At 64.2% G+C, this 23309-nt stretch carries 15 protein-coding genes; 7 read left to right on the top strand and 8 right to left on the bottom strand.

The window, feature by feature from the left end; all coding sequences use genetic code 11:
* Positions 1-218: 218 nt before the first annotated feature.
* From ESZ00_RS16950 to trxB, 5 genes are all read right to left on the bottom strand, one after another.
* On the bottom strand, positions 219-1595 hold the full coding sequence (locus ESZ00_RS16950; protein ID WP_129209511.1) for an NAD(P)/FAD-dependent oxidoreductase: 1377 nt from the start codon (positions 1593-1595) through the stop codon (positions 219-221).
* Positions 1596-1845: 250 nt separating this feature from the next.
* The gene (locus tag ESZ00_RS16945; RefSeq protein WP_129209509.1) at positions 1846-3207 is read right to left on the bottom strand and encodes a DUF3300 domain-containing protein; all 1362 of its coding nucleotides are present in this window, start codon (positions 3205-3207) and stop codon (positions 1846-1848) included.
* A 584-nt stretch (positions 3208-3791) separates the two neighbouring features.
* A complete protein-coding gene (locus ESZ00_RS16940) occupies positions 3792-6737 on the bottom strand; it encodes an IPT/TIG domain-containing protein (RefSeq protein ID WP_129209508.1) in 2946 nt (981 codons plus the stop codon).
* A gap of 406 nt (positions 6738-7143) precedes the next feature.
* Complete coding sequence (locus tag ESZ00_RS16935; protein ID WP_129209506.1) at positions 7144-7344, bottom strand: allantoinase; 201 nt, start codon at positions 7342-7344, stop codon at positions 7144-7146.
* A 77-nt stretch (positions 7345-7421) separates the two neighbouring features.
* Positions 7422-8354 (bottom strand): thioredoxin-disulfide reductase, encoded by a 933-nt coding sequence (gene trxB / locus ESZ00_RS16930; RefSeq protein WP_129209504.1) that lies wholly within the window; start codon positions 8352-8354, stop codon positions 7422-7424.
* Between the two features lie 397 nt (positions 8355-8751).
* Here trxB and ESZ00_RS16925 point away from each other — a divergent pair, with 397 nt between their 5' ends.
* Positions 8752-10098 carry a reverse transcriptase family protein gene (locus ESZ00_RS16925; RefSeq protein ID WP_129209502.1) on the top strand — a complete coding sequence of 449 codons (1347 nt, stop codon included), beginning with the start codon at positions 8752-8754 and terminating at the stop codon, positions 10096-10098.
* 248 nt (positions 10099-10346) lie between these two features.
* A complete protein-coding gene (locus tag ESZ00_RS16920) occupies positions 10347-10685 on the top strand; it encodes a hypothetical protein (protein ID WP_129209501.1) in 339 nt (112 codons plus the stop codon).
* 70 nt (positions 10686-10755) lie between these two features.
* Here ESZ00_RS16920 and ESZ00_RS20375 read toward each other — a convergent pair whose 3' ends face one another.
* Positions 10756-12090 carry a tRNA (adenosine(37)-N6)-threonylcarbamoyltransferase complex transferase subunit TsaD gene (locus tag ESZ00_RS20375; protein WP_229741156.1) on the bottom strand — a complete coding sequence of 445 codons (1335 nt, stop codon included), beginning with the start codon at positions 12088-12090 and terminating at the stop codon, positions 10756-10758.
* Between the two features lie 98 nt (positions 12091-12188).
* Here ESZ00_RS20375 and ESZ00_RS16905 point away from each other — a divergent pair, with 98 nt between their 5' ends.
* Positions 12189-12542 (top strand): hypothetical protein, encoded by a 354-nt coding sequence (locus ESZ00_RS16905; RefSeq protein ID WP_129209500.1) that lies wholly within the window; start codon positions 12189-12191, stop codon positions 12540-12542.
* Positions 12543-12547: 5 nt separating this feature from the next.
* Complete coding sequence (locus ESZ00_RS16900; protein ID WP_129209499.1) at positions 12548-13930, top strand: CCA tRNA nucleotidyltransferase; 1383 nt, start codon at positions 12548-12550, stop codon at positions 13928-13930.
* A gap of 290 nt (positions 13931-14220) precedes the next feature.
* On the opposite strand, the gene ESZ00_RS16895 is transcribed toward ESZ00_RS16900, so the two are convergent.
* Positions 14221-15018 (bottom strand): hypothetical protein, encoded by a 798-nt coding sequence (locus tag ESZ00_RS16895; protein WP_129209498.1) that lies wholly within the window; start codon positions 15016-15018, stop codon positions 14221-14223.
* A gap of 625 nt (positions 15019-15643) precedes the next feature.
* On the bottom strand, positions 15644-16255 hold the full coding sequence (locus ESZ00_RS16890) for a superoxide dismutase (protein ID WP_129209497.1): 612 nt from the start codon (positions 16253-16255) through the stop codon (positions 15644-15646).
* A 448-nt stretch (positions 16256-16703) separates the two neighbouring features.
* Between ESZ00_RS16890 and ESZ00_RS16885 the strand changes: the two genes are divergently transcribed.
* The 3 genes from ESZ00_RS16885 to tkt all read left to right on the top strand — a co-directional run bounded on the left by ESZ00_RS16885 (position 16704) and on the right by tkt (position 23277).
* A complete protein-coding gene (locus ESZ00_RS16885; RefSeq protein WP_129209496.1) occupies positions 16704-18071 on the top strand; it encodes a glucoamylase family protein in 1368 nt (455 codons plus the stop codon).
* A gap of 599 nt (positions 18072-18670) precedes the next feature.
* Entirely contained in the window at positions 18671-21106 is a 2436-nt protein-coding gene (locus tag ESZ00_RS16880) for a glycoside hydrolase family 15 protein (protein WP_129209495.1), read from the top strand.
* 164 nt (positions 21107-21270) lie between these two features.
* The gene (gene tkt, locus ESZ00_RS16875; protein WP_129209494.1) at positions 21271-23277 is read left to right on the top strand and encodes a transketolase; all 2007 of its coding nucleotides are present in this window, start codon (positions 21271-21273) and stop codon (positions 23275-23277) included.
* Positions 23278-23309: the final 32 nt, after the last annotated feature.

Raw genomic sequence — 23309 nt, 5'->3', positions numbered from 1 at the left:
ATCGAGACATGGGGCACCCGGGTTCGTCGCTTCCCACCCAAGCGGAGCTTGGATGGGGCACCCTCGTCCTCGTGCTGCTTGAACACTGCAGGTTCCTCCACTTCGCTCCCTATGGTCGCTCCGGTCGGGATGACAATCTATTGGGATTTGAGAAGAAAGAAAAGCCCTGCGCTGGTGGCGCAGGGCTTTTGGAGGGTGGTGATCCTGCACGGCGCTGCTTACGCTACGCTGGCTTTTTCCTTCGAGGCTTCAACTGCGCCGTGTTGCGCATCGCTCTGGTTGGTCCAGCCGGGGAGTTCCTGGCTGCCGGTGATGAGGCGTACGCCGTGAGTGAAGGTGAAGTAGTTCCAGATCCACTCCCAGAACACGAAGACGCGGCTGCGGAAGTTGACCAGGAACATCACGTGGATGAGCAGCCAGGTGATCCAGGCCGGGAAGCCGCTTAGCTTGGCCTTGAAAGGCCACTTGACGTTGGCGATGGCAGCCATGCGGCCGATGGTCGCCATGTCGCCCTTGTCGAAGTAGACGAAGTCGCTGCGGGTCTTGCCCTTCAGGTCTTCTTCGATCATTTTGGCGACGTGGTTGCCCATCTGCATGGCGGGCTGGGCGACGCCGGGGACCTGCTTGCCGTTGATTTCTACGTGGGCAAGGTCGCCGCAGATGAAGATTTCAGGGTGCTCGGGTGGATTGAGCGTGCCGTTGACCATGACGCAGCCGCGGCGGTCGGTTTCAAAGCCGAGCAGCTTGCCGAGCGGCGAAGCCTGCACGCCGGCAGCCCAGAGGGTGACGACGGCATCGATGCGCTCGCCGTTGGCGATGACGTAGCCGGGCTTCACATCGGTGACCTGCATCTTGGTGTGGATTTCGACGCCCAGATCCTTCAGCTGCTCGACAGCCTTTTTGGAGAGCTCTTCCGGGTAGGCGGCAAGCACGCGCGGACCGCCTTCGACCAGCATGACGCGGGCCTTGGCCGGGTCGATGTGGCGGAAATCTTCCTTCATGTAGAGCTTGGAGATGTCGGAGATGGCGCCGGCGAGTTCCACGCCGGTGGGGCCGCCGCCGATGACGACGAAATTGAGAGGAGGATGGGAGCCGGTTTCGAGCATCTGGCGCTCGGCCAGCTCGAAGGCCAGCAGGACGCGGCGGCGGATCTCGATGGCGTCCTCGATGGTCTTGAGGCCGGGAGCATAGGGCGCCCAGCTGTCGTTGCCGAAGTAGGAGTGCGTGGCGCCGGTGGCGACGACCAGGTAATCGTATTCAAGCTCGGCACCGCTCTTCATCTGCACGCGGCGGGCGTTGAGATCGAAGCCGGTGGCCTCGTCCATCAGGGCCTGAACATTCTGCTTTCCGCTGACAATGGTGCGGATGGGTGAGGCAATGTTCGCCGGGGAAAGCATGGCCAGCGCTACTTGATAGAGCAGCGGCTGGAATGTAAAGTGATTGCGTCGATCGACTATGGTGATGTCGATGGGCAAATGCGCGGCCTCCTTGGCCACGTGGGTGCCGGCAAATCCGCCTCCCAAAACCAGCAGGCGTGGGCGCCGACCCTGTTGCAGGGCAGGGATCTGTACTGCTCCTTGCGCTGTCGCGTTCATCCTCTCTCCTCTTACCACTACTTGATGCGCGGAACCTTCTCCGAGGCGCGGGAATGTCCGCACCTTCTCTCTTGTTCGTTATGGAACGAGGGGTCCCTTTGTTTATCTTCACAGATAAAACGGTCAAGAGCCAAAAGAGGCGCAAAAAAGACGAATAAGTGTCGAATAGAGAGAGAAAGTGGGCGGGATCACAGGCAAAGAAAACGGCGGAGCCAAGGGGCTCCGCCGTTTTTGTTATGCAGCCGCTGGATTAGCGGTTGTGAGGATGACCGCCACCGGAGGGATGGCCGGAAGGATGGCCGCCGCCACCGGCATGCGATGCGCTGGCTGCCGGGCGCTGTGCGCCGCCGCTCGGGCGTGCCGCATTTCCAGCAGGACGCGCCGCGCTACCGGCGTTTCCGCGATTGAAGTTCTGTGCGCCCGTCGTGCCGCGGTTAAAGTTCTGGGCACCGGTTGCACCGCGGTTGAAGCCCTGAGCGGTGTTTCCACGGTTGAAGCTTTGGGCTCCGCCGCGATTGAAATTGCTGGCCGCTCCTCCGCGATTGAAGTCGGCAGCACCACCGCGATTGAAACCGGTAGCTCCGCCACGGTTAAAGTTGTTCACGCCGCCACGATTGAAGCCGTTCGCTCCGCCATGGAAGGCGGCTGCGCGGGAGGCCATGCTGGCGTTGTAGGCGCGGGCGCCCGGGGCACGGTCAAAGTGGCCGTAGTAGCCGTGGTTGATGACCGTCACGCTGCGGGAGACGTAGACGTTGCGCTGGTAGACGATGGTGTGCGCGCCCCATCCGCAGCCCCAGCTATGCCATCCCCAGCCCCAATGGTTCCAGCCGCCGATGGCGATGCCGATACCGAAGCCGATGGCCAGTCCGACACCGATGGCCACGCCGACCGGCGGTGCGGCGACGTAGTAGCCGGGCCATGCAACCACAGGTCCGCCATAGACGACCCAGGGGTTGTAGTAGGGCACGTAGACGACAGCCGGGTTCGCCGGGGCGATGACGATCTCGCTCGGCTGGTATTCGACCGCAATCTGCTCATTGGAGCGCAGGCTGCCGGTCTGGTAGGCGCGCTGGCGCATGGCCTGCACGGAGGCCATCACGTCCTGCGGCTGGTTGTAGTAGGCATTGCCCAGCTGGCTGGTCCAGTCGAGATTGCGATCCAGGTTGGAGAGCACCGAGGGGAAGGCAATCAGAGCCTTGACGCTGGGATCCCAGTTCATGCCGTCGACCATCTGGCCGAGCTGGTCGGGTGGATAGTTGGGGTGCGTCTGGACGAAGCGGTCCGCCTCAACGACCTGTGAGGGGTAAGTGGACGCGGCAAGGATCTGGGCTACAAGTGCGTCGGGATAGAGCGCAATCGGCGCGACGAGCTGATCGAGCTGGTCCGGGCTGAGCGCGTTGTAGGCCTGCGGCGGCGTGCCCTGCTGCGGACCCTGATCGTAGGGCTGGGCGGTGGCCTGGTCGGGCGGCGGCGGGGGCGGAGCTTCCTGCGCCCACATATCGGCCACGCCCATGGGAATCATCAGGTAAACGAGCGCGCCGGCGATGGCTTTCTGGCCGAAAGACCATAGATTGCGGGCGGCGGAGTCGTGCGTTTGCGGTGTCGTGTTCATCGTAGCCTCATCTCCCGGGCTTAAGAGCGAATGTTCCGGCGCCCGAAATTCGTGGAACGCCTATCCCGAAGATTACAAGCCTATCTGACACGGATTCAGGGGAAAGAGTTGCGCGGCGCTAACCGCGCGGCTTTTTGCCTCCGGCCTCCGCTCCCTTTGGTTGCTGCTTCGCGCAGGGCGATTCGCCTTCGGCCCCCGCTCCCGCTGGTCGCTATCCGAGTCCTATGCCGTGGTGACAAAACGGGTGCCCCACATCTCGACTTTGAGATGTGGGAAAGCACGAACTCCCGACGGTGGCCCATTCAAGCCCGGTTTTGGCTTGAGTGGGGAGTAGGAAATCCTGCAAACCCACATTTCGAACAGAACGCGATGTGGGGCATCCATGTTTGCTTTTTCCTGAACTATCTTCGCGAGCTTTGCGGAACCTGGCGTTCTTGGCGCGAACCGGGGGATGTCGGCGGGGTGCGGAATTCCCGGTCGTGGCTTATTTCAAGGTTCGAGTGAGACCCACCCATGGCAAAAAACTGTCATGGGTGGGCACCCAGGAAGCGGGTGCCGAAGACGAATCGCCCTGCGCGCAGCAGCTATTCGGTGGGAGCGGGGCTGTCGAGCTCGAAGCTGTAGGTGGCGTTGGGGCCGGTGACAGCGAGGAGGGAGAGACGTCCGGGCTGGCCGCTCAGAGACATGGGAGTGAGCGTGACGGTGCCATCGGCTGCGGAGATGGTCTGTATGGTGGCCTGGCCGAGGATCGGGGCTGTTGGGCAGCTGCCCTGCGTGGGGCAGGGATCGGTCCAGGCGCGGAGCGTCTCGTAAAAGATGACCGGGGCGCCGGCCACGGGGTGTCCGATGGCGTCGGTGACCTCGAGGGTGACGGGGCTGAAGGCGGTGCCGGGAGCGGTCTGCTGACTGGTGCCGCTGACCGGGACAAGGACCGCGGTTTCAAGGTGGACGGCATAGAGAGTGAAGGCCGCGCAGCTGGTGCCGTAGCAGGCGCTGACGGTTTCGGCTTCGCCGGCGGTGAAGGGACCGGCGGCGAGGGTCTGCGTGGCAATGCCGGTGCCGGCTGTCGTGCTCGAGGCGGTGCCGAGCGAGACATCGGAGGCGGTCGTGGACCAGGTGACGGCGGCTCCGGCGAGCGGGCTGCCGGCGTTGAGCACAAGCGCCTGCGGTGTCCACGTCGCGGCGCCACCGATGGCGAGATAGAGATCGGGTGTGAGCGCGCTGACGGTTGGCGGAGCGGCTCCGGTGAATACGCTGAGGACCGAGGCGCCGCTCGAGATGGAGGCGGTGAGCTGGGCAAGAGCGGTGGTGGTGGCGCTGACGCTGAGCGTGGCCGTGCCGTCGGCGTTGGTGGCGACCGTGCAGGTGCTCTGGCCGCAGCCGAGGGCGGCTGAGCCTCCGGTGACCGCAAAGGTGACGGGAACATTGGCGGCCGGCCACTCGTCGTCCCAGTTCATGGCGCGGACGGTGACGGACTGGGGCACACTCATGGGAATGGAGCCGGTGGGGGCGCTGACCAGGGTGAGCGTGTCGCCGGATTGCGCGGTGTAGGCGAGGCCGTCGGCGATGATGGTGACGCCGAGGGTCTCGGGATCGTCGACTTCCACCTGCACGGTGCCGGTGACGCCTCCGGAGGCCGGAGCCATGGCGGTGATCTCATTCGGCGAGATGCTGGTGATTTCCGCTGCCGTGCCGTTCACCTTGACCACCGAGTCGATGCGGAAGCCGGTGCCTTCGATGACGACAGGGCCGCCGGCTGCAGGCAGATGTGCAGGCTGGACGGAGTCGGCGTAAAGGATGCGGCCGCGGTAAAGATAATCGGGACGGCCGTCACCGCGGGCATCGGCCATGGCTACGCGTTCTTCGCCTGTCGCACTGGTGATGACCAGGAGTCGGCTCAGGCCGAGTACACCACCGTTGAAGGGCTGTGTGATCGAGAGGTCGGGAGTCGCGTTCAGATCGTCGGAGGCGTTCCATGCGCCGATGAGCGGCATGGCCTTGTCGATGGTGGCTTCGGCGCTGTCATCGAGCGCCTGGGCTTCGATGGTGTACTCGCGGTTGGCCTTGGGCTGGAAGGCAAACCAGCTGGCATGTCCGTAACCGTTGAGGCGGGCGGTCCATTCGCCGCTTTGCGGTAACGCTGCGGGAGAGCCCTGGCTGCCGTCGTTGCCGGAAAAGGTCTCTTCCGCGGAGTCGTCGATGGTGACGTCCTGGGTAAGGCTGGAGCCTGCGGCAAGCGCGCCGAGCGAGAGCGTGGGCATGGTGCCGGAGGGCGTGACCTGGCCGGTGAGGTAGGCTCCGACCGACTCTTTCTGCGTGTAGAGCGGGTTCACTGCCTCGAAGGTGAGCTGGTAGCTGGCCGAGGTTTCACCTGCGGGCAGTGGGACGCCGCTGATCTCGTAGTAGCCCTCGAGCGTGGTGTCGTCGCTGCCGAAGGAGCCGGGCAGATACGTGGTAGAGGCGGGCGCGGCGGCGATCACAGAGCCTGCGTTGCCTGCGAAGTATGCGCCGGTGACGGCTGTCGCCGTGTAGCGGAGATCGGGCAGGCCGGTGAGGACGTTGATGGGGCGCAGGACGGCGTTGACCCCCTGCATGCCCTGTCCGTTGCGGAAGCTGACGGTGCCGCGGACGGTGAGGGTGTTGGCGGCGGTGAGCTTCTTTGTCGGCCAGGACGACTGGTTGGCCGAGGTGACCGGGTAGAGGCGATTGAGGGCGGCGATGTCGTCGGTGCGCAGCGTGGTGGGGGCGGGCAGGCAGGTCTCGGCGTTCTCGAGGCAGAGCCGTTCGACCGGGTGCATCATGGGCCAGCCGGCGAGGTCGTCGGAGGTAGGAGAGCTGGCGGCGAACTGCTCCTCGTTGGCCTGCGACCAGTCGAGGCCGAGGATGCGTCCGAAGGCGCGGATGATCTGGTACTCCAGCACGGCGTACATGCCGGCGTTGGTGGCGCAGAGGCCGTTGACGATCATGAGGGCGTGGGCGATATGGCCGTCGGCGGTCATGTTGTCGACCTGCGTGTAAACGCCGGTCTGGGGGCAGACGGTGGGGTCGCTGGCGCCGGAGCCGTAGAGGGTATTGAGAACCGAGCCGTCGGCGTCGAAGATGACAGCGACCGGCCTGGTGGTGGCGGTGGGCTGGATGTCGGCGGGCTCGGAGAGGACGCCGCTGGTGTTGGTGACGTTGCTGCCGCTGACGTTCTCGGCCAGGTTGCCCTTGAAGGTGAGCTGGACGGCGGCGGTGGAGATGGCGTTCCAGATCGCGGCGGCGTTGGTCACGAGCGTGGTCGCCGGGCCGTTGGCCTCGGTGGCGCTGAGGGCGCCGAGATCGACGTAGTAGTTGACCTGCCCTCCGGACCAGACCACGGGCTGGCCGAGCGCAGAGGCGTTGAAATAGGCAGGGCCGGCGACCCAGCGCGGGCCGCCGGCGAGCGCAGGAGACGCGCCCAGGAGTCCGAGGATGCAGCCCACGGCGGCGCAGCAGAGCCGGATGAGGGCTCGGATACGGCGTGGGTTGCGTGGGGATGCAGCATCCATGACGGGCTCCGGTGTGCCGTCTGGGGACGGCGCCTGGGGCTATTCGGCCATGAATGGGGAGGGAGATAAGGGGAAAAGCGCGGGGTGCCGTGCGCTCCGAAACCGGATTGGGCGGGTTTTTGGTGTGGTTCGGATTTGGGAAGGACTGCTGCGCGCAGGGCGAATCGCCTTCGGCCCCCGCTCCCGCTGGTCGCGGGACTTGGCCGTCCCGGCGTTTCGCTTCGCGTGGCGCTCCCGCTGGTCGCGAACCTACGATCCTGCGAGCCCACATCTCGAACAGCGCGAGATGTGGGGCACCCGGGTTTTACGATCTATCTGAGCCCTGAGCCCTGAGCCCTGAGCCCTGAGCCCTGAGCCCTGAGCCCTGAGCCCTGAGCCCTGAGCCCTGAGCCCTGAGCCCTGAAAGCTAGATTTCAGGGAAGAAGTCGAAGAAGGCGTCGATGCTCTGGCGGAGCTGGGCTTCGATCTGCTCGCGGGTGCCTTCGAGCAGGTGCAGGGTGACGCCGGCCTGGTTGCCGTTCTGGAGGTTGACAGTGCCTTCGCCGACGGTCTTGATCTCGTCGGCCGGGAGCAGGCGCATGCCGTAGACGAGCGCGAGGTTGGCCATAATCGTTTCTCCTTTACTTGCAGTGAGAAGGGGCGGACAGCCATGATAGCTGCCCGCCCCGTTGCTTTTGCCTTTATTTAGCGGCCGTGCTCTTCGAGGTACTTCTCCACTTCGAGCGCGGCCATGCAGCCGGAGCCGGCGGCGGTGATGGCCTGGCGGTAGCGGCGATCCTGCACGTCGCCGCAGGCGTAGACGCCGGGAACGCGGGTGTGGACGTTGTCGCGGGTGACGATGTAGCCGTCGTCATCGAGGTCGATCTGCCCGGCGAACATCCTGGCGTTCGGCTCGTGGCCGATGCCCAGGAAGAGGCCGCTGATAGGCAACTCGGAGCGCTCGCCGGTGACGGTATCGCGCAGTTTCAGACCCTTGACTTCCTTGTCTTCGACGCCGATCACCTCTTCGACCGCGGTGTTGGTGCGGAAGGCAATGTTGGGGTGCGCCATGGCGCGCTCGAGCATGATGTGCGAGGCGCGGAAGTGTTCGCGGCGATGGAGCAGCGTGACCTTGGAGGCGAAGCGGGTCAGGAAGAGCGCTTCTTCCATGGCCGAGTCGCCGCCGCCGACCACTGCGATCTCCTTGCCGGAGAAGAAGAAGCCGTCGCAGGTCGCGCAGGAGCTGACGCCGTGGCCGATGAGGGCCTGTTCGGAGGGCAGACCGAGCCAGCGCGCCGATGCTCCCGAGGCGATGATGAGCGTGCGGGTGAGCACGGTCTCCTTGCCCAGGTTGAGCGTGAAGGGATGCTTCGACAGGTCGGCCGAGACCAGGTGCGCCATGCGGAACTCGGTGCCGAAGCGGGCGGCCTGCTGCTTCATGTTCTCGATGAGCTGCGGGCCCTGGATGCCCTCCGGCCAGCCGGGAAAGTTCTCGACCAGCGTGGTGATGGAGAGCTGTCCGCCGGGCTCATGGCCTTCGAGGACGAGGGGCTTGAGGTTGGCACGAGCGGCGTAGATGGCGGCGGTAAGGCCGGCGCAGCCGGAGCCGAGGATGACGGTATCGCGAATCTCAGACATAGCAGGACTTTCCGAATTGTAGCTGTAATTGGATGATCGGCGGGACGCTGGGATTCAGGACTGGCCGTCCAGGCCTTCCGCCTTCGGCACCCGCTCCCTTTGGTCGCCACTGCGCGTGGGGCGGATCGCCTTCGCGTGGCGCTCCCGTTGGTCGCGATCTGAGATGGTGGCCCATGCAAGCCTGGTTTTGGTTTGAGTGGGGCGGATGAGACCCGAGGGTTCCAGATCCAAGACTCTATCCTCTGTACTCTCGGGGTTATGATGGTGCGCGGGCGGACGCTCCAAGCCGGCCGCAAGGTCTCTCCGGGGCTACCCCGGGGCAACGTGTGGAATACAGCAGGCACCGCATGAGCCTCCCTGCACGCTGTGCAGATCCGCTCACGCAAAGTCAGACTCGTTGGAGCGTCCGCTGCAGCCTCTCTCCCATTCCAGCAACGAGTTTCTTTCCCTGGCGCATGCGCTTCTCTCTGCAGAGCAAGCGGTCGAGCCGCATCTGCAGATTCTCCGCACGGCGTTTCGCGCGGAGCCGCCGCCGGGACGGCTGAGACCGCTCGCGGTGCGTACGGTCGGGTGGGCATCGACGCGTCCGCGGCCACGGATACGAAGATTCATCGAGCAGCTCCGCGCCGAGCCGAGGCTTGTGCGGCTCATCGAGCGGCATGGGCTGCGGCAGCTTCCTCTTGTCTCCGTGCCGCTGCGCATGTTGCCGATTCCGGGAACGGCGCCGGTAGTGCTCGAAACCGCAGGCAGCCTGGCCGCATGGCTCGAGGTCGAGGCCGGGCAGCTGCTGTGGTTCGCCGATCTTCGGGACTGGAATCGTAAGGCCGGGGGCGATCGGCTGAAGCATTACACCTGCCGGGTGCTGGCGAAGCCGTACGGCGCCATCCGCCTGCTGGAGGTTCCGGGGCCGCGGCTCAAGAGCATGCAGCGGCGCATCCTGCGGGAGATTCTTGCGCCGGTTCCACCGCATCCGGCGGCGCACGGCTTCCGCCGGGGCCGCTCGATCGTCAGCTTCGCCGCGCCGCATGCAGGGCGCGAGGTTGTGCTTCGCATGGACCTCCGGGATTTTTTCCCTTCCATCTCCGGTCCCCGCGTGCAGGCACTTTTCCGCACGCTGGGCTATCCGGAGCCGGTGGCCGACCTGCTGGGCGGCCTGTGCACGGCGACCACGCCGCGCGGGGTCTGGCGCAACACGGGCTGCGAACTGAGCGCCGCCGATCTGCAGGATGCGCGCATCTTCTACGCCCGGCCACATCTGCCGCAGGGCGCTCCCACCTCTCCCGCGATCGCGAATCTCTGCGCGCTGCGGCTTGACCGGCGGATCGGCGGGCTCGCGGAAAAGGCAGGTGTGACGTATACGCGCTATGCGGACGACCTTGCCTTCTCCGGAGACGCACTGTTCGCGCGCGGGGCGGAGCGCTTCGCGCTTCGGGTAGCGGCCATCGCCGCCGAAGAAGGGTTTGCTGTCCATCCGCGCAAAACGCGGTTGATGCGGCGCGGTGTGCGCCAGCACCTGGCCGGACTGACGGTGAACGCGCAGCCGCAGCTGCCGCGGCGTGAGCTGGAGCGGCTGGAGGCGATCCTGACCAACTGCGTGCGTCATGGGCCGGAAGGGCAGAATCGCGATGGGCACGCCGACTTTCGGCGGCATCTGGAGGGGAAGGTGGCCTTTGCCACGATGGTGAATCCGGCGCGTGCCGGACATTTGCGCGAGCTGCTGGAGAGGATTGCGTGGGGGGACTAGCCGTCCGGGCCCTCCGCTTCGCACGACGCTCCCGCTGGTCGCGGGACTGGCCGTCCAGGCCTTTCGCTTCGCGTGGCGCTCCCGTTGGTCGCGATTTCTGATCGGTGGCCCATGCAAGCCTGATTTTGGCTTGAGTGGGGCGGATATGGACCTCTTGCCGATTTTCGGAACCCTGCGAACCCACATCTCGAACGGCGCGAGATGGAAAGCACCAGCATGCCGTTACTCTAGATGCGAGGCGGTTCGACGTGAGATATCAAGCAGTGGTGGAGCGTAGTCGCGCGGAAGTGGAATCTCTTTTGCAAAGTAGCGATGAGCAGCAAATTAGCAATGCGCTGCTCAGTGCGGCTTACTACGATCCTGACTGGAAGTGGGTTCAAGAGAAGTGCCTTGCCTTCAGTTACCATCGCGCTTCAGCGGTGCGATGGAATGCCGCAACCTGCTTCGGGCATCTGGCGAGAATTCACCGTCAACTCGATCTCGAAATCGTCCTCCAGAGATTGGAGGAGTTGAGAGCCGATCCTCTCGTTAAGTCGAGTGTTGAGGACGCGCTCGACGATATCCGCTTTTATATGAAGTTTCAGTAGTTGAGTGAGGGCGAATGGGCCACCCTCAGGTTTTTGCTAAAAGCTAAGAGCTAGCAGCTAAAAGCTGCTTCTACCTTCCCAGCGCCAGTCCCGGATCGGCGGACAGTGTTTCCGCGGCGAAGTCTCTTGCTAGGAACTTGGGCCACGCGGCGGCGGCGATCATGGCGGCGTTGTCGGTCGATAGGGCGAGTGAGGGGAAGGCGATGAAGAGGTCGCGGTCGGCGGCTTCGGCGGTGAAGCGGACGCGCAGCTCGCGGTTGGCGGCCACGCCTCCGGAGACCAGCAGCGTGGTTGCTCCAAGAGCCTCGGCGGTGCGGAAGGTCTTGCGGCGGAGATCGTCGACGACGGCGCGCTGGAAGCTGGCGATCAGGTCGAGTGTCGGCTGGTCGCAGACGGCCAGCACCTCGGCCAGCGCGGTCGAGGGCTTGGCGTCGGGCATGGTCGCCAGCACGGCGCGGCGATGTTCGATGGACGCCTGCATCTCGTGCACCTGCGTATAGCGGAGTACCGCAGTCTTGATGCCGCTGAAGGAGAACAAGGTTTCTGTGAATTCGGGGTCATGGTCCACAGCGAGGGGAACCGCAGGTCCCTCCGCTTCGCTTCGCCCTTCGGGCTCCGCTCCGGTCGGGATGACAGCTTGTTTGGCCGTGGACCCGGTTGGGACGGCAGCTTTGTTGGCCATGTAGGAGGTGATGCCCTTGCGGCCTCCGCGATGGGCCTTGGCCTTGATGTTGGAGATGGCGAAAGGCACGGCGTGCGGATTGCCGTGCGCGGCCAGCGCGTCGATCCACGGACCGCCGGGGTAGCCGAGGCCGAGCAGCTTGGCCACCTTGTCGTAGGCCTCGCCGGCGGCGTCGTCGAGCGTGCGGCCCACGTTGCGATAGGTCCAGCTTTCGCCGCGGCGGCGGGCGAGATAGAGGTGGGTGTGTCCGCCGGAGACGACCAGGGCGAGCACCGGCCCTTCGGGCAGCGTGCGGTCTTCGGTCTCGGCGAGCTGGGCCTGTGGCTGATTCTGTAACACCGCGCTCTGCGCCAGCAGCACGGCGTGGATGTGGCCTTCGAGATGATTCACGGCGATGAGCGGCTTGCCGAGCGCGAAGGCCAGCGCCTTGGCATAGCTGATGCCGACCATGAGCGCTCCGGCGAGGCCGGGGCCGGAGGTGACGGCGATGGCGTCGATGTCGGAGAGCTTCAGGCTGGCCTGCTCCATGGCTGCTCGAACGACGGGCACGATGTTGCGCAGGTGCTCGCGCGAGGCCAGCTCGGGCACCACGCCGCCGTAGGGCGAGTGCGTGGCGATCTGGGAGGCGACCACGTTGGCGCGCATGACGGTACCGCGCTCGACGATGGCGGCGGCGGTCTCGTCGCAGGAGCTTTCAATGCCGAGGATGAGGCCGAGGGGCAGGGTCGCGAGGGTCACACTTCTATCGTATCGATTTGACGCGATCGAATCATACGCGGAGATTGTGAGGTGGAGCAGAATAGCAGGATGGCCTGAAAGGAATGATCGTGGACGAACGAAATCTGCAATTGCCAGAGCAGCAGGATGGGCGGGAGCTGCGGGCGTATGTCGCAGAGGTGGAGCGGAATCAGAGCAACATCGTCTGGGAAGACGCGCATAAAAATGCAGCTCGTGTAGATGGCCTGTTGTGGAAGGGGAGTGAAGACGCTCCGATGGTGCAGCGGGTGGGGATCGCGATCTTCGCGCTGTTCTTTATGCTGATAGGTCTTGGGGTCATAAACCTTGGTCGCGAGCAAGGAATTTTGCTCTGCTACGTCATCGGTGGATGGTCGATTTTGCTCGCCGCATGGCTCATACGGAATGCGCTAAGAGGCATATGGAAGAAACGAAGTTAAGCAAGATGCATAGCATCGCGGAGCAAACTGCGGCGCGGGTCGTTGAGCGGCTGCGGGCGGAGGGCTTTGAGGCCTTCTTTGTCGGTGGGTGCGTGCGCGATCTGCTGCTGGGGCGTCCGCCTTCGGACTTCGATGTGGCCACGAATGCGCGTCCGGATGCGGTGATGGCGCTGTTTCCCAGGACCTTTGCCGTGGGGGCGCACTTCGGGGTGGTTCTCGTGGCGGAGGAGGTTTCCGGCGAGGCCGATGGCGTGCAGAGGGTCACCGAGGTGGCGACGTATCGCAGCGATGGAGCGTACTCGGATGGGCGGAGGCCGGATTCGGTGCGCTTTTCGGACTCGGTGGAAGAGGATGTGGTCCGGCGCGACTTCACCCTCAACGGCATGCTGCTCGATCCGCAGGCGCTGGCTGAAACAGGTGATGTCGCGGCGTCGGTGACGGACTTTGTCGGCGGACGTGCGGACCTCGAAGCCGGGCTGGTGCGGGCGATTGGCGACCCATTTGTGCGTTTCGAGGAAGACAAGCTGCGCATGCTGCGGGCGGTGCGCTTTGCGGCGCGGTTCGGCTTCGCGATCGAAGAGAAGACGGCGGCGGCGATTCGTGCGCTGGCTGCGAAGATTGTGCAGGTGAGCTGCGAGCGGGTGCGCGACGAACTGACCCGGATGCTGACCGAGGGCCATGCGCGGCGCGCGTTTGAGCTGCTGGATGAGACAGGGCTGCTGCACGAGGTGCTTCCGGAAATCGACCGGCTGCACGGTGTAGCCCAGCCGCCGGAGTATCACCCCGAGGGCGATGTCTGGGTGCACACGATGATGCTGCTCGAGCAGCTGCCGGAGGGGGCTTCGGCCACGCTGGCCTGGGGGGCCCTGCTGCACGATGTGGGCAAGCCGGCTACGTTTACGCCGGCTCCGGCGGACGGGACGGGAAGAATCAGATTTAACGGGCACGTCGAGGTAGGGGTGAAGATCGCCGAGGATATCTGCCGGCGGCTGCGCTTCTCGAACGACGACGCGGCGCAGGTCTCGCTGCTGGTGGAGAACCACATGCGCTTTGGCGATGTGATGCGGATGAAGGAGTCGACGCTGAAGCGCTTCTTTCGCCTCAAGGATTTTCCCGAGCATCTCGCGCTGCACCGGATGGACGCCTCGGCGAGCATCGGCGACCTGACACTGTGGGAGTTTGCCAAGGCGAAATACGAGGCGCTGTCGCAGGAGGAGGTTCGTCCGGAGCCGCTGATTACCGGCCGGGACCTGATCGCGGCAGGATATACGCCGGGGCCGGAGTTTCGCCGGCTGCTGACGATGGCCGAGGACGCGCAGCTCGAGGGCCGGGTGCGGACGAAGGACGAGGCGATGGTCTTGATTCAGGGTGTAGGGGATAGGGTGTAGAAACCCCGGGTGGGGTGCCGTCCGGAATCTTCGCCTGGCCGGGGAACAGCAGGTTCCTCCACTGCGCTTCGTTCCGGTCGGAATAACAAAGTAAGAAGAATGCTTCGGTCGGAATGAAATGACAAGTCCGGGGGATGGTAAAGGAAGATTCGTACCTCCCCACGTCTCAAATGCGAGACGTGGGGCACCCGGAGTTTTTTGCACCCTGCACACCCCATATCGCGACCAACGGGAGCGGAGGCGCGAAGCGCAAAGGGCCTGGACGGCCAGTCCCGCTCTGTGCGCAGCAGTTACTGCTGCTGGGGCTGGGGATACTGTTGCTGCTGGCCCTGCTGGTCCTGTGCGGGCGGGTTCTGGCCGCGGGGCAGGACGGGCTTGGGGCGGTCGATCAGCTTGAAGCCGTCGCGGACGACGTAGAAGTTCTGCTCGGGGAGATCGGCTTCGAGGAGATCGCCGTCATGGCCGTAGAAGAGCTCGACCGAGACCGGGTTCTGCTCGCCGACCACCACCGTTGCGTGCTGCACGTCGATCTGGTTGCCGTTGAGGCGGCCGCGGACGCTGGTATCGGGTGTGAGGTCGGTGGGCACGAGGATGCCCTGCTCCTTGGGAATCAGCGCCCAGGAGGTCTGCGGCTTCTGGATCACGATCTGGGTGAGGATGGTGTAGGCCGCCGGGTCGAGATCGGAGAGCAGGACGAGATGCTGGTGGCGATCGACGGAGTTCTGGGTGTTCTTGCCGTCGGCGTTGATGCCGAGCTGGAATTCGCGGCCGGTGGAGTCGGCGTGGGCGGTGAAGGTGACCGGCTTGCCGTTGACGTTGCCGGTGATCTGGCTGCTGACCAGGTTCAGGGACTTGTCGAGGTGCTGGGTCTGGCTGAAGGAGTAGCTGAACTTCGAGAGGCTGACCTTGCCCTGGGAGGTCAGCGTATAGCCGACACCGGTGGGCTGGATGGTGCGGTCGGCCGAGCCGACGGTCTTATCGCCCTGGTAGAGGACGAAATGCTGGGTTCCGGCGGGCAGAGAAGTCTGGGCCATCGCCGCGACAGGGACGGCAAGTGCTGACAGCAGAAGAGCGTTCAGGAAGCGCATCGGACTGTTCCTTTCCATGAAAAGCACAAGGGGGAGACGCGAAGTCTCCTGCATTGAGTTGTAACCCGGGTCGGAAGAAAAAGTTGGACTGGCCGTCCAGGCGATCCGCTTCGCGTACCCGCTCCCGCTGGTCGCGATCCGGGGTTCTGTGTGGTGGAGGCGGAAACGGGTGCCCCACGTCTCGCTTCTGAGACGTGGGAGAGTACGAACTCCGGCATCCTGCGAACCCATATCTCGAACCGAACGAGATTTGGGGTATCCGTCCGTTCTTTTCCTGAAATCTCTTCGCGGACTTGGCGGAGCCTGGCGTTCTTGGCGCGAACCGGGATGCCGGCATGGGCACGGAACCCTGTGTGCTCTCTGTGCCTTCTGCGGGAAAGTGTTTTCGTCTGTGGCTTACTTTGGGGTTCTTCGGAGCCCCACCCATGACGAGAAACTGTCATGGGTGGGGCACCCGGCACCCGGCCGCAGGTCCCTCCACTTCGGTCGGGATGACAGATTTACGTAGAAAAGCCCCGCATTCGTTGGGAATGCGGGGCTTTTCTGGCTTTCCTTTGGGAAGAGGTACGGAACAGGGCAGTGGTAAGGAAACTACACCCTAAACCCTATCCCCTACCCCTCGCGGTTAGGCCTTGGCGGTTTCGAAGCGCTTGTTGATCTCGGCCCAGTTGACCACGTTCCACCAGGCTGCGAGGTAGTCGGGGCGCTTGTTCTGGTACTTGAGGTAGTAGGCGTGCTCCCAGACATCATTGCCGAGGATGGGGAACTTGCCGTGGAGCAGCGGGCTGTCCTGGTTGGGGGTGGTGATGATGGCCAGCTTGCCGCCGTCCCAGATCAGGAAGCCCCAGCCGGAGCCGAACTGCTTGGCGGTGGTCTCGTTGAAGAGCTTCTTGAAGGCCTCGAAGCTGCCGAAGTCCTTGGCGATCTGCTCGGCGATGGGGCCGGTGGGCTCGCCGCCGCCGTTCGGGGTCATGATCTTCCAGAACATGGTGTGGTTCACGTCGCCGCCGGCGTTGTTGCGGACGACGGTGCGGATGTCCTCGGGGATGCTGTTGAGGTTCTTGAGCAGGTCCTCGGGGGTGTGCTTGGCCAGGTCGGGGTGCTTCTCGATCGCCGCATTCAGATTGTTGACGTAGGTCTGATGATGCTTGTCGTGGTGCAGCTTCATGGTCGCTTCGTCGATGTGGGGCTCAAGGGCGGCGTAGTCGTAAGGAAGGGGTGCGAGTTCGTAGGCCACTGCGATATCTCCTTGATTTCTTGGAACGAATCGTTGAGTTCGTGGTTAGCGATGTTGCGGTTGAGAATCCCTGGGACGCCGGGGCTCGCTCGAGCCGGCGATAGCTGCGTCCTCGATCATATCGGATGCGAGGACTGGCCGTCCGGGCAGCCGCGCGTTGCGCATCCGCTCCCGTTGGTCGCGAATGAGATTCGCGAGAGACCCGCCCAGGCCCCAACTGCGGGTCATGGGTGGAGCACCCGGCGGGCAACGGTTCCACGCAACCTTCACAGGCCTGTGGCGTCTCAACAAGAGGGTCCATGAGAAGCTGGAGACGGGAGTTGTGCGGGAATGAGCGGCTGCGGGAAGTCGTTTGGGGGGCTGGCTGCATCTCTCATAAGACACGACTGCTTTGACTCATAAAGAACTAACTCGAAGACAGCTCCTGCGTAAGGCCGGGGCATCGGGCATGCTCGCGCTGGGCGGACCGGCCGCGCTGGCGGCAGGCTTTCAGAACCAGCCCACGGCGCCGACGGTGAAACCAGGTCAGGAACCGAAGACCGAGCAGCAGGCGGCGCAGCAATATCCGCAGACGCCGGGCATGTTCATCAACCGGCCGCTGACGCAGATTTCCAAGGCTGCCGAGGCGCTGCTGGACGATCTCGAAGGAAGAGCCTGCGATTTCTTCTACGAAGAAGCCAGTCCGAATACCGGGCTGGTGCGGGACCGCGCTCCGGCGGCGGGCCGCTCGCTGAGCCGGGTGGCGAGTATTGCGGCGACGGGCTTCGGGCTGAGCGCGCTGTGCATCGCCGCCAAGCGGAATTACCTGTCGCCTTCGCTCTGCGAGGCGCGGGTCGAGAAGACGCTCGCCTTTCTGCTGGAAGAGTGTCCGCACGAGCATGGATTCCTCTACCACTTCATCGACATGGAGAGCGGGCAGCGGATGTTCGGCTCGGAGCTCTCGTCGATCGACACGGCGCTGCTGCTGTGCGGGGTGCTGCTGTGCCGGCAGTATTTTACGGGGAATACGCGGATCGAGGCGCTGGCGACGACCTTTTACCGCCGCGTGGACTGGCAGTGGATGCTGAACGGCGGCACGACGCTCTCCATGGGCTGGTTGCCGGATCAGGGGTTCCTGCAGCATCGCTGGGATATCTATTCCGAGCTGATGACGATGTACCTGATGGCGATCGGCTCGCCGACGCACCCCATCCCGGCCGAGACATGGAACGCGCTGCAGCGGCCGGTGGTGAATTTCGGCGGCATCCAGTACATCAGCGGTGTGGCGCCGCTGTTCATCCACCAGTACGCGCATGCCTGGTGCGATTACCGCGCGGTGCGCGACCTGCACACGAACTACTTCACCAACTCGATCGCGGCGACGCGGGCGCACCAATTATGGTGCATGGTGCTGGGGCAGAAGTTTAACTGGATCGATCAGGACCTGTGGGGCATTTCGGCCTCGGACTCGCGCACCGGCTACCGGGTATGGGGTGGTCCACCGGCAATGGGCCAGCCGGACGGCACGGTGGTGCCCTGCGCGCCGGCCGGGTCGCTGCCGTTTCTCCCCGCCGAGTGCTCGCATGTGCTGCTGAACATCAAGGACAAGTACCCCAAGGCGTGGACGCGGTATGGCTTCGTGGATGCGTTCAACCCCAAGGCCAACTGGTACGCCGAAGACGTCCTGGGGATTGACCAGGGGATCAGCATCATCATGGCGGAGAACCTGCGCACCGGCTTCTGCTGGGAGTACTTCATGAAGAACCATGAGATCACCCGTGCGATGGGCGAAGTGCAGTTCCATCCCGACCCGGATGCGAATTCGCAGATTCTTTGAATGTAGGGTGTAGGGGATAGGGTGTAGTCCTGTTCAGCGCCAGGACGCAAAGAACGCAGAGTTTCGCAAGGGGGTTCGTGCTTTCCCATGTCTCAGAATCGAGACATGGGGCACCCGGTGTTCTGCGAACCCAGGTCTCAGGGGTGAGACCTGAGGTGCCTGGGTTCGTCGCTTCCCGCCCAAGCGGAGCTTGGACGGGGCACCCTGGTTTTCGCCTCCCCACACAAACCGACTTCGGGCCTGGGTGGGCTACTTGTCCGCTTTTTCCTGCACCCCACACCCTTATTCCCTATACCCTGCCTTTCCGGTCCCGATGTGGCGCGTTTTGTTTCAGGCTGGGGTGTTGGGCGGAAGTGTTCGAAAGAAACGAAATGGATCGAATCGCCGTTCCGTGGAATCCTACAAAGGCGGGCGTTCTACTTCTCCCGGGGAAAAATCGCTGAGATTCTCAGGGAATTCATCCTCCGACGAGGGGTGTGCGCTGTAGCGTGAGTAGCGTCAGAAGCACTTCAGCACTTCCATCCCTTTTAACCGGCCCGCGTATGGGACGCGGGTTCTGAGGCCGCCTGGGTTCGCGGCCATGGAGCGCACGAAAGAAGATGAGCGAACTTACTCCGCAGTACAACTGGTTGACGCAGCAGGGCCCCGCTTTCGGCGCTCCGGGCGTGACACCGCGCTGGACCTCCTCGGTGAAGTCGGCGGTGGGCACGGCCTATGCTGCTTCGAGCCGCGCCTGGTACACGATTTCGCACGGCATCCTGAACGAGATTTATTACCCGACCATCGATCGGCCGCAGATCCGCGACATGGAGCTGCTGGTCACCGACGGAGAGACCTTCTTCCATGAGGACAAGCGCGATCTCGACCACGAGTTTTCCTACATCGATCCCGATGCGCTGGGCGTGCGGATCATCTCGCGGGACCGGGGCGGCCGCTACCAGATCACCAAGGAAATCATCAACGATCCGCATTACCCGGTGGTGCTGATGCGGGTGAAGCTCGAGGGCGACGCGGCTGTCCTGGGACGGCTCAAGCTCTACGCCCTGATGTCGCCGCACATCGATGGCGGCGGCGCGGGGAACTCGGCCGGGGTGGTGGATGTGGCCGGGCACAAGATGCTGGTGGCCTGGAAGGATCACACCGCGGTGACGCTGGCCTCGAGCTGCGGCTTCGACCGCGCCAGCGTGGGGTTTGTGGGCACCAGTGACGGCTTCCAGGACCTGCGCCACAACATGATCATGGACTGGGAGTTCGGTTCGGCGGAGAACGGCAACGTGGCCATGATGGGCGAGATCTGCGCGAATCACTCGCGCGATTTCACACTGGCCATCGGCTTCGGCGACGGCATCCATGCGGCGCTTTCGACGACGCTGGGCACGCTGTCGTCTCCGTTTGAAAAGCATCTCAAGCGCTTTTTGGAGCAGTGGCACCGGGCGGAGAGCCCGGCCGAGCTGGCCAGGCACGCCATGGACGGCGGGCGGCTGTTGCAGATCAGCCACAACGTGATCCTGGCCCACGAGGACAAGACCTATTCGGGCGCGTTTATCGCCTCGGCGTCGATTCCCTGGGGTTATGCCAAGGGTGACGATGACCTGGGCGGGTATCACCTGGTGTGGACGCGCGACATGGTGCAGAGCGCCTCGGCGCTGCTGGCCTGCGGGCGCGTGGACACGGCGCGCAGGGCCCTGACCTACCTGGCCTGTACGCAGAAGCCGGACGGCAGCTTCGCGCAGAACTTCTGGATCAACGGCACGCCCTACTGGACCGGCATTCAGCTCGATGAGGTTGCGTTTCCGATCATCCTGGCCTGGCGGCTGTGGAAGCTGGACGGGCTGGGGGAGTTCGATGTCTTTCCCTTCGTGGAGCGGGCGGCTGGCTTCCTGGTACGCAATGCGCCGGTGACCCAGCAGGAGCGCTGGGAGGAGAATCCGGGCTACTCGCCCTCGACGCTGGCGGCGGTGATCAGCGGGCTGATTTGCGCGGCGGAGCTGGCGCGGGCGCACGGGGCCGAAGAACTGGGACTCTTCCTCGAAGAGCATGCGGACTGGATCGAGTCGCACCTGGACGAGTGGACGGTGACCGAAGACGGGGTGCTGCTCCCTGAGGTGAAGCGCCATTACATGCGCATCCGTCCGCCGGCCTGCGGAGAGATTTACGCGCGCGAGGGCTGCGCGGAGGGTATGGTGCGGCTGGCCAACCGCGAGCCTGGCGAGCAGTACGAGTTCGAGGCGCGGGAGATCATCGACGCCGGCTTCCTGGAGCTGGTGCGCTACGGCATCCGCCGGGCCGACGATCCGCTGATTATCGACTCGCTGAAGGTGGTCGATCACGTGCTCAAGATCGACACGCCGCAGGGGCCGTGCTGGCGGCGCTACAACCATGATGGCTACGGGCAGCAGAAGAACGGCGGTCCGTTCGAGCACTATGGGCAGGGCCGGGCCTGGCCGCTGCTGACCGGCGAGCGGGCGCACTATGAGCTGGCGGCGGGCAAGGATATCCAGGACCTGGTCAAGACGTATGAGAGCTTCGCCTCCGAGGGCGGCATGTTGCCTGAGCAGATCTGGGATGCGCCGGATCTGGTGCGCGAGGGGCGGCCGCCGCTGATCTTCGGCGGACCGGCGGGCTCGGCGCAGCCGCTGGTGTGGGCGCATGCCGAGTATCTGAAGCTGCTGCGCTCGCTGCTGGATGGGCGGGTCTTCGACCGCATCGAGGCGGTAGAGAAGCGCTACGCGCAGACGACCGGGCGGCGGGAGTCGGCGATTGAAATTTTCAAAATGCGACGGCCGATCAGCAAGATCAAGGCGGGCAAGCGGCTGCGGCTGGTATCGCGGCGGCACTTCCGGGTGCTGTGGACGCTGGATGGCTGGAAGACGGTGACAACGCTGGACTCGCGGCCCATCGGTTTCCCGGGCACCTACGTGGATATTCCGACCGAGGCAGGGCGAGCGGCACGGCTGACATTTACCATATTCTGGACGGCCGAAAACCGATGGGAAGGCCGGAACTTCGACGTGGATGTGCAGCCGGAGAGCTAAGAAGGCTCTAAGGCGGCAACTGTAGCCGCAAACCGGTACGTTCACGAATTTTTTGCAGATTGCGACTGAATGCGGGCCGGGAAGAGCCGGAGCCGATGGCGCCGGTGGTCCCCGCCGCATTTAGGATGACAAGTGGGATATCAACACCGAAAGGTAAAGTTCATATGAGCGAACTCGATCAACTGTCGATCAATACCCTCCGATTGCTGGCCGTCGATGCGGTCCAGAAGGCAAATAGCGGCCACCCGGGGGCGCCGCTGGGCGATGCACCGATTGCGTACCTGCTGTTCCATAAGCTCATGAAGCACAATCCGAAGAACTCCAAGTGGTCCAACCGCGACCGCTTCGTGCTCTCGAACGGACATGCTTCTGCGCTGCTCTACTCGGTGCTGCACCTGAGCGGCTACAAGGTCACGATCGAGGATCTCGAGCAGTTCCGCCAGTGGGGATCGAAGACCCCGGGTCACCCGGAGTACGGCCACACGGATGGCGTCGAGTGCACCACCGGTCCGCTGGGACAGGGCTTTTCAATGGCCATCGGTATGGCCACGGCGGAAAAGCACCTGGCGGCGATCTACAACCGCGACCAGTTCCCCATCGTGGACCACTACACCTACGGCATCCTGGGTGACGGCGACCTGATGGAAGGCATCTCGCACGAAGTTGCGTCGCTGGCCGGCACGCTCGAGCTGGGCAAGCTGATCTTCTTCTACGACGACAACCTGATCTCGCTCGACGGCCCGACCGACCTCTCCTTCACCGAAGATGTGAAGAAGCGCTTCGAGGCCTACCACTGGCAGGTGCTCGAAGTGCACGACGGCAACGACCTGGTGGCTCTGGAAGCCGCGGTCGCCGAAGCCAAGAAGGAAACCAAGAAGCCCACCCTGATCAAGGTCCGCACCGTGATCGGCTATGGCAGCCCCAAGGCCGGCACCAACAAGGTGCACGGCGAGCCGCTGGGCGCCGAGGGCGTGAAGGAAACCAAGAAGAACTTCGGCTTCCCCGAGGACAAGAACTTCTACGTTCCGGAAGAAGCGGCCAAGAACTGGGCCAAGTCGGTCGAGAATGGCGCGAAGTACGAGACGGAGTGGGCTGAGCTCTTTGCCAAGTACAAGGAAGCCTATCCGGCCGAAGCGGCCGAGTACGAGCGTGTCTTCGCGGGCAAGCTGAAGGAAGGCTGGGAGAAGAGCCTGCCGACCTGGGCTGCCGACTCCAAGCCTGTCGCGACCCGTACCGCGGGCAACCTGGTGATGAACGCCTTCGCCAAGGATGTGCCGGAAGTCTTCGGCGGCGCGGCCGATCTGACCGCCTCGACCAAGACCATCTTCAAGGACAGCGCCAACTTCCACGTGGACCCGAAGGGCCGCAACGTCTTCTTCGGCGTGCGCGAGTTCGGCATGTGCGCGATGGTTAACGGCATGTCGGTGCACGGCGGCGTGATCCCCTACGGATCGACCTTCTTCATCTTCAGCGACTATTGCAAGCCGGCACTGCGCCTCTCGGCGCTGATGAACGCGCATGCGACCTTCGTCTTCACGCATGACTCGATCGCGGTGGGCGAGGACGGCCCGACGCACGAGCCGATCGAGCAGCTGATCGGCCTGCGCGCGATCCCCGAGCTGATCGATCTGCGTCCGGCGGACGCGAACGAGACGGCGGCGGCGTGGCGCGTGGCGCTCGAGGTCAAGGCTCCGCACTTCCTGGCTCTTTCCCGCCAGGATCTGCCCCTGCTCGATCCCGCGAAGCTGGACATCTACGAAGGCGTGAAGCACGGCGCATACGTGGTGGAGAAGGGCGGCGAGTCGCCGGACCTGATCATCATCGGCACCGGTGCGGAAGTCTGGACGGCGATCAAGGGCGCGGCCGAGCTGGCGAAGGAAGGCATTACGGCGCGCGTCGTCTCGATGCCCTCGACCAAGCTCTTCGACAAGCAGACGGATGCGTACAAGGAATCGATCCTGCCGGCGGCCATTCCGAAGCTCTCGATCGAAGCGGGTGCGACGCTCGGCTGGTGGAAGTATGTCGGCTCGACGGGCGACGTGATCGGTCTCGACCGTTTCGGCGCTTCGGCTCCGGGCGGGCTGGTTCTCGACAAGCTGGGCTTCAACGCGGCCAACGTGGCGGCGAAGGGCAAGGCGATCGTCGAGAAGGCGGCCGCTCTGGCCAAGTAAATCGGGTATCCGGACGCGGGGACGGCCAGTCC

The organism is Silvibacterium dinghuense (assembly GCF_004123295.1).
Lineage (GTDB): Bacteria > Acidobacteriota > Terriglobia > Terriglobales > Acidobacteriaceae > Silvibacterium > Silvibacterium dinghuense.
The sequence above is the reverse complement of the archived record's forward strand: the minus strand, read 5'-3'. Positions and strand labels throughout refer to the sequence as shown.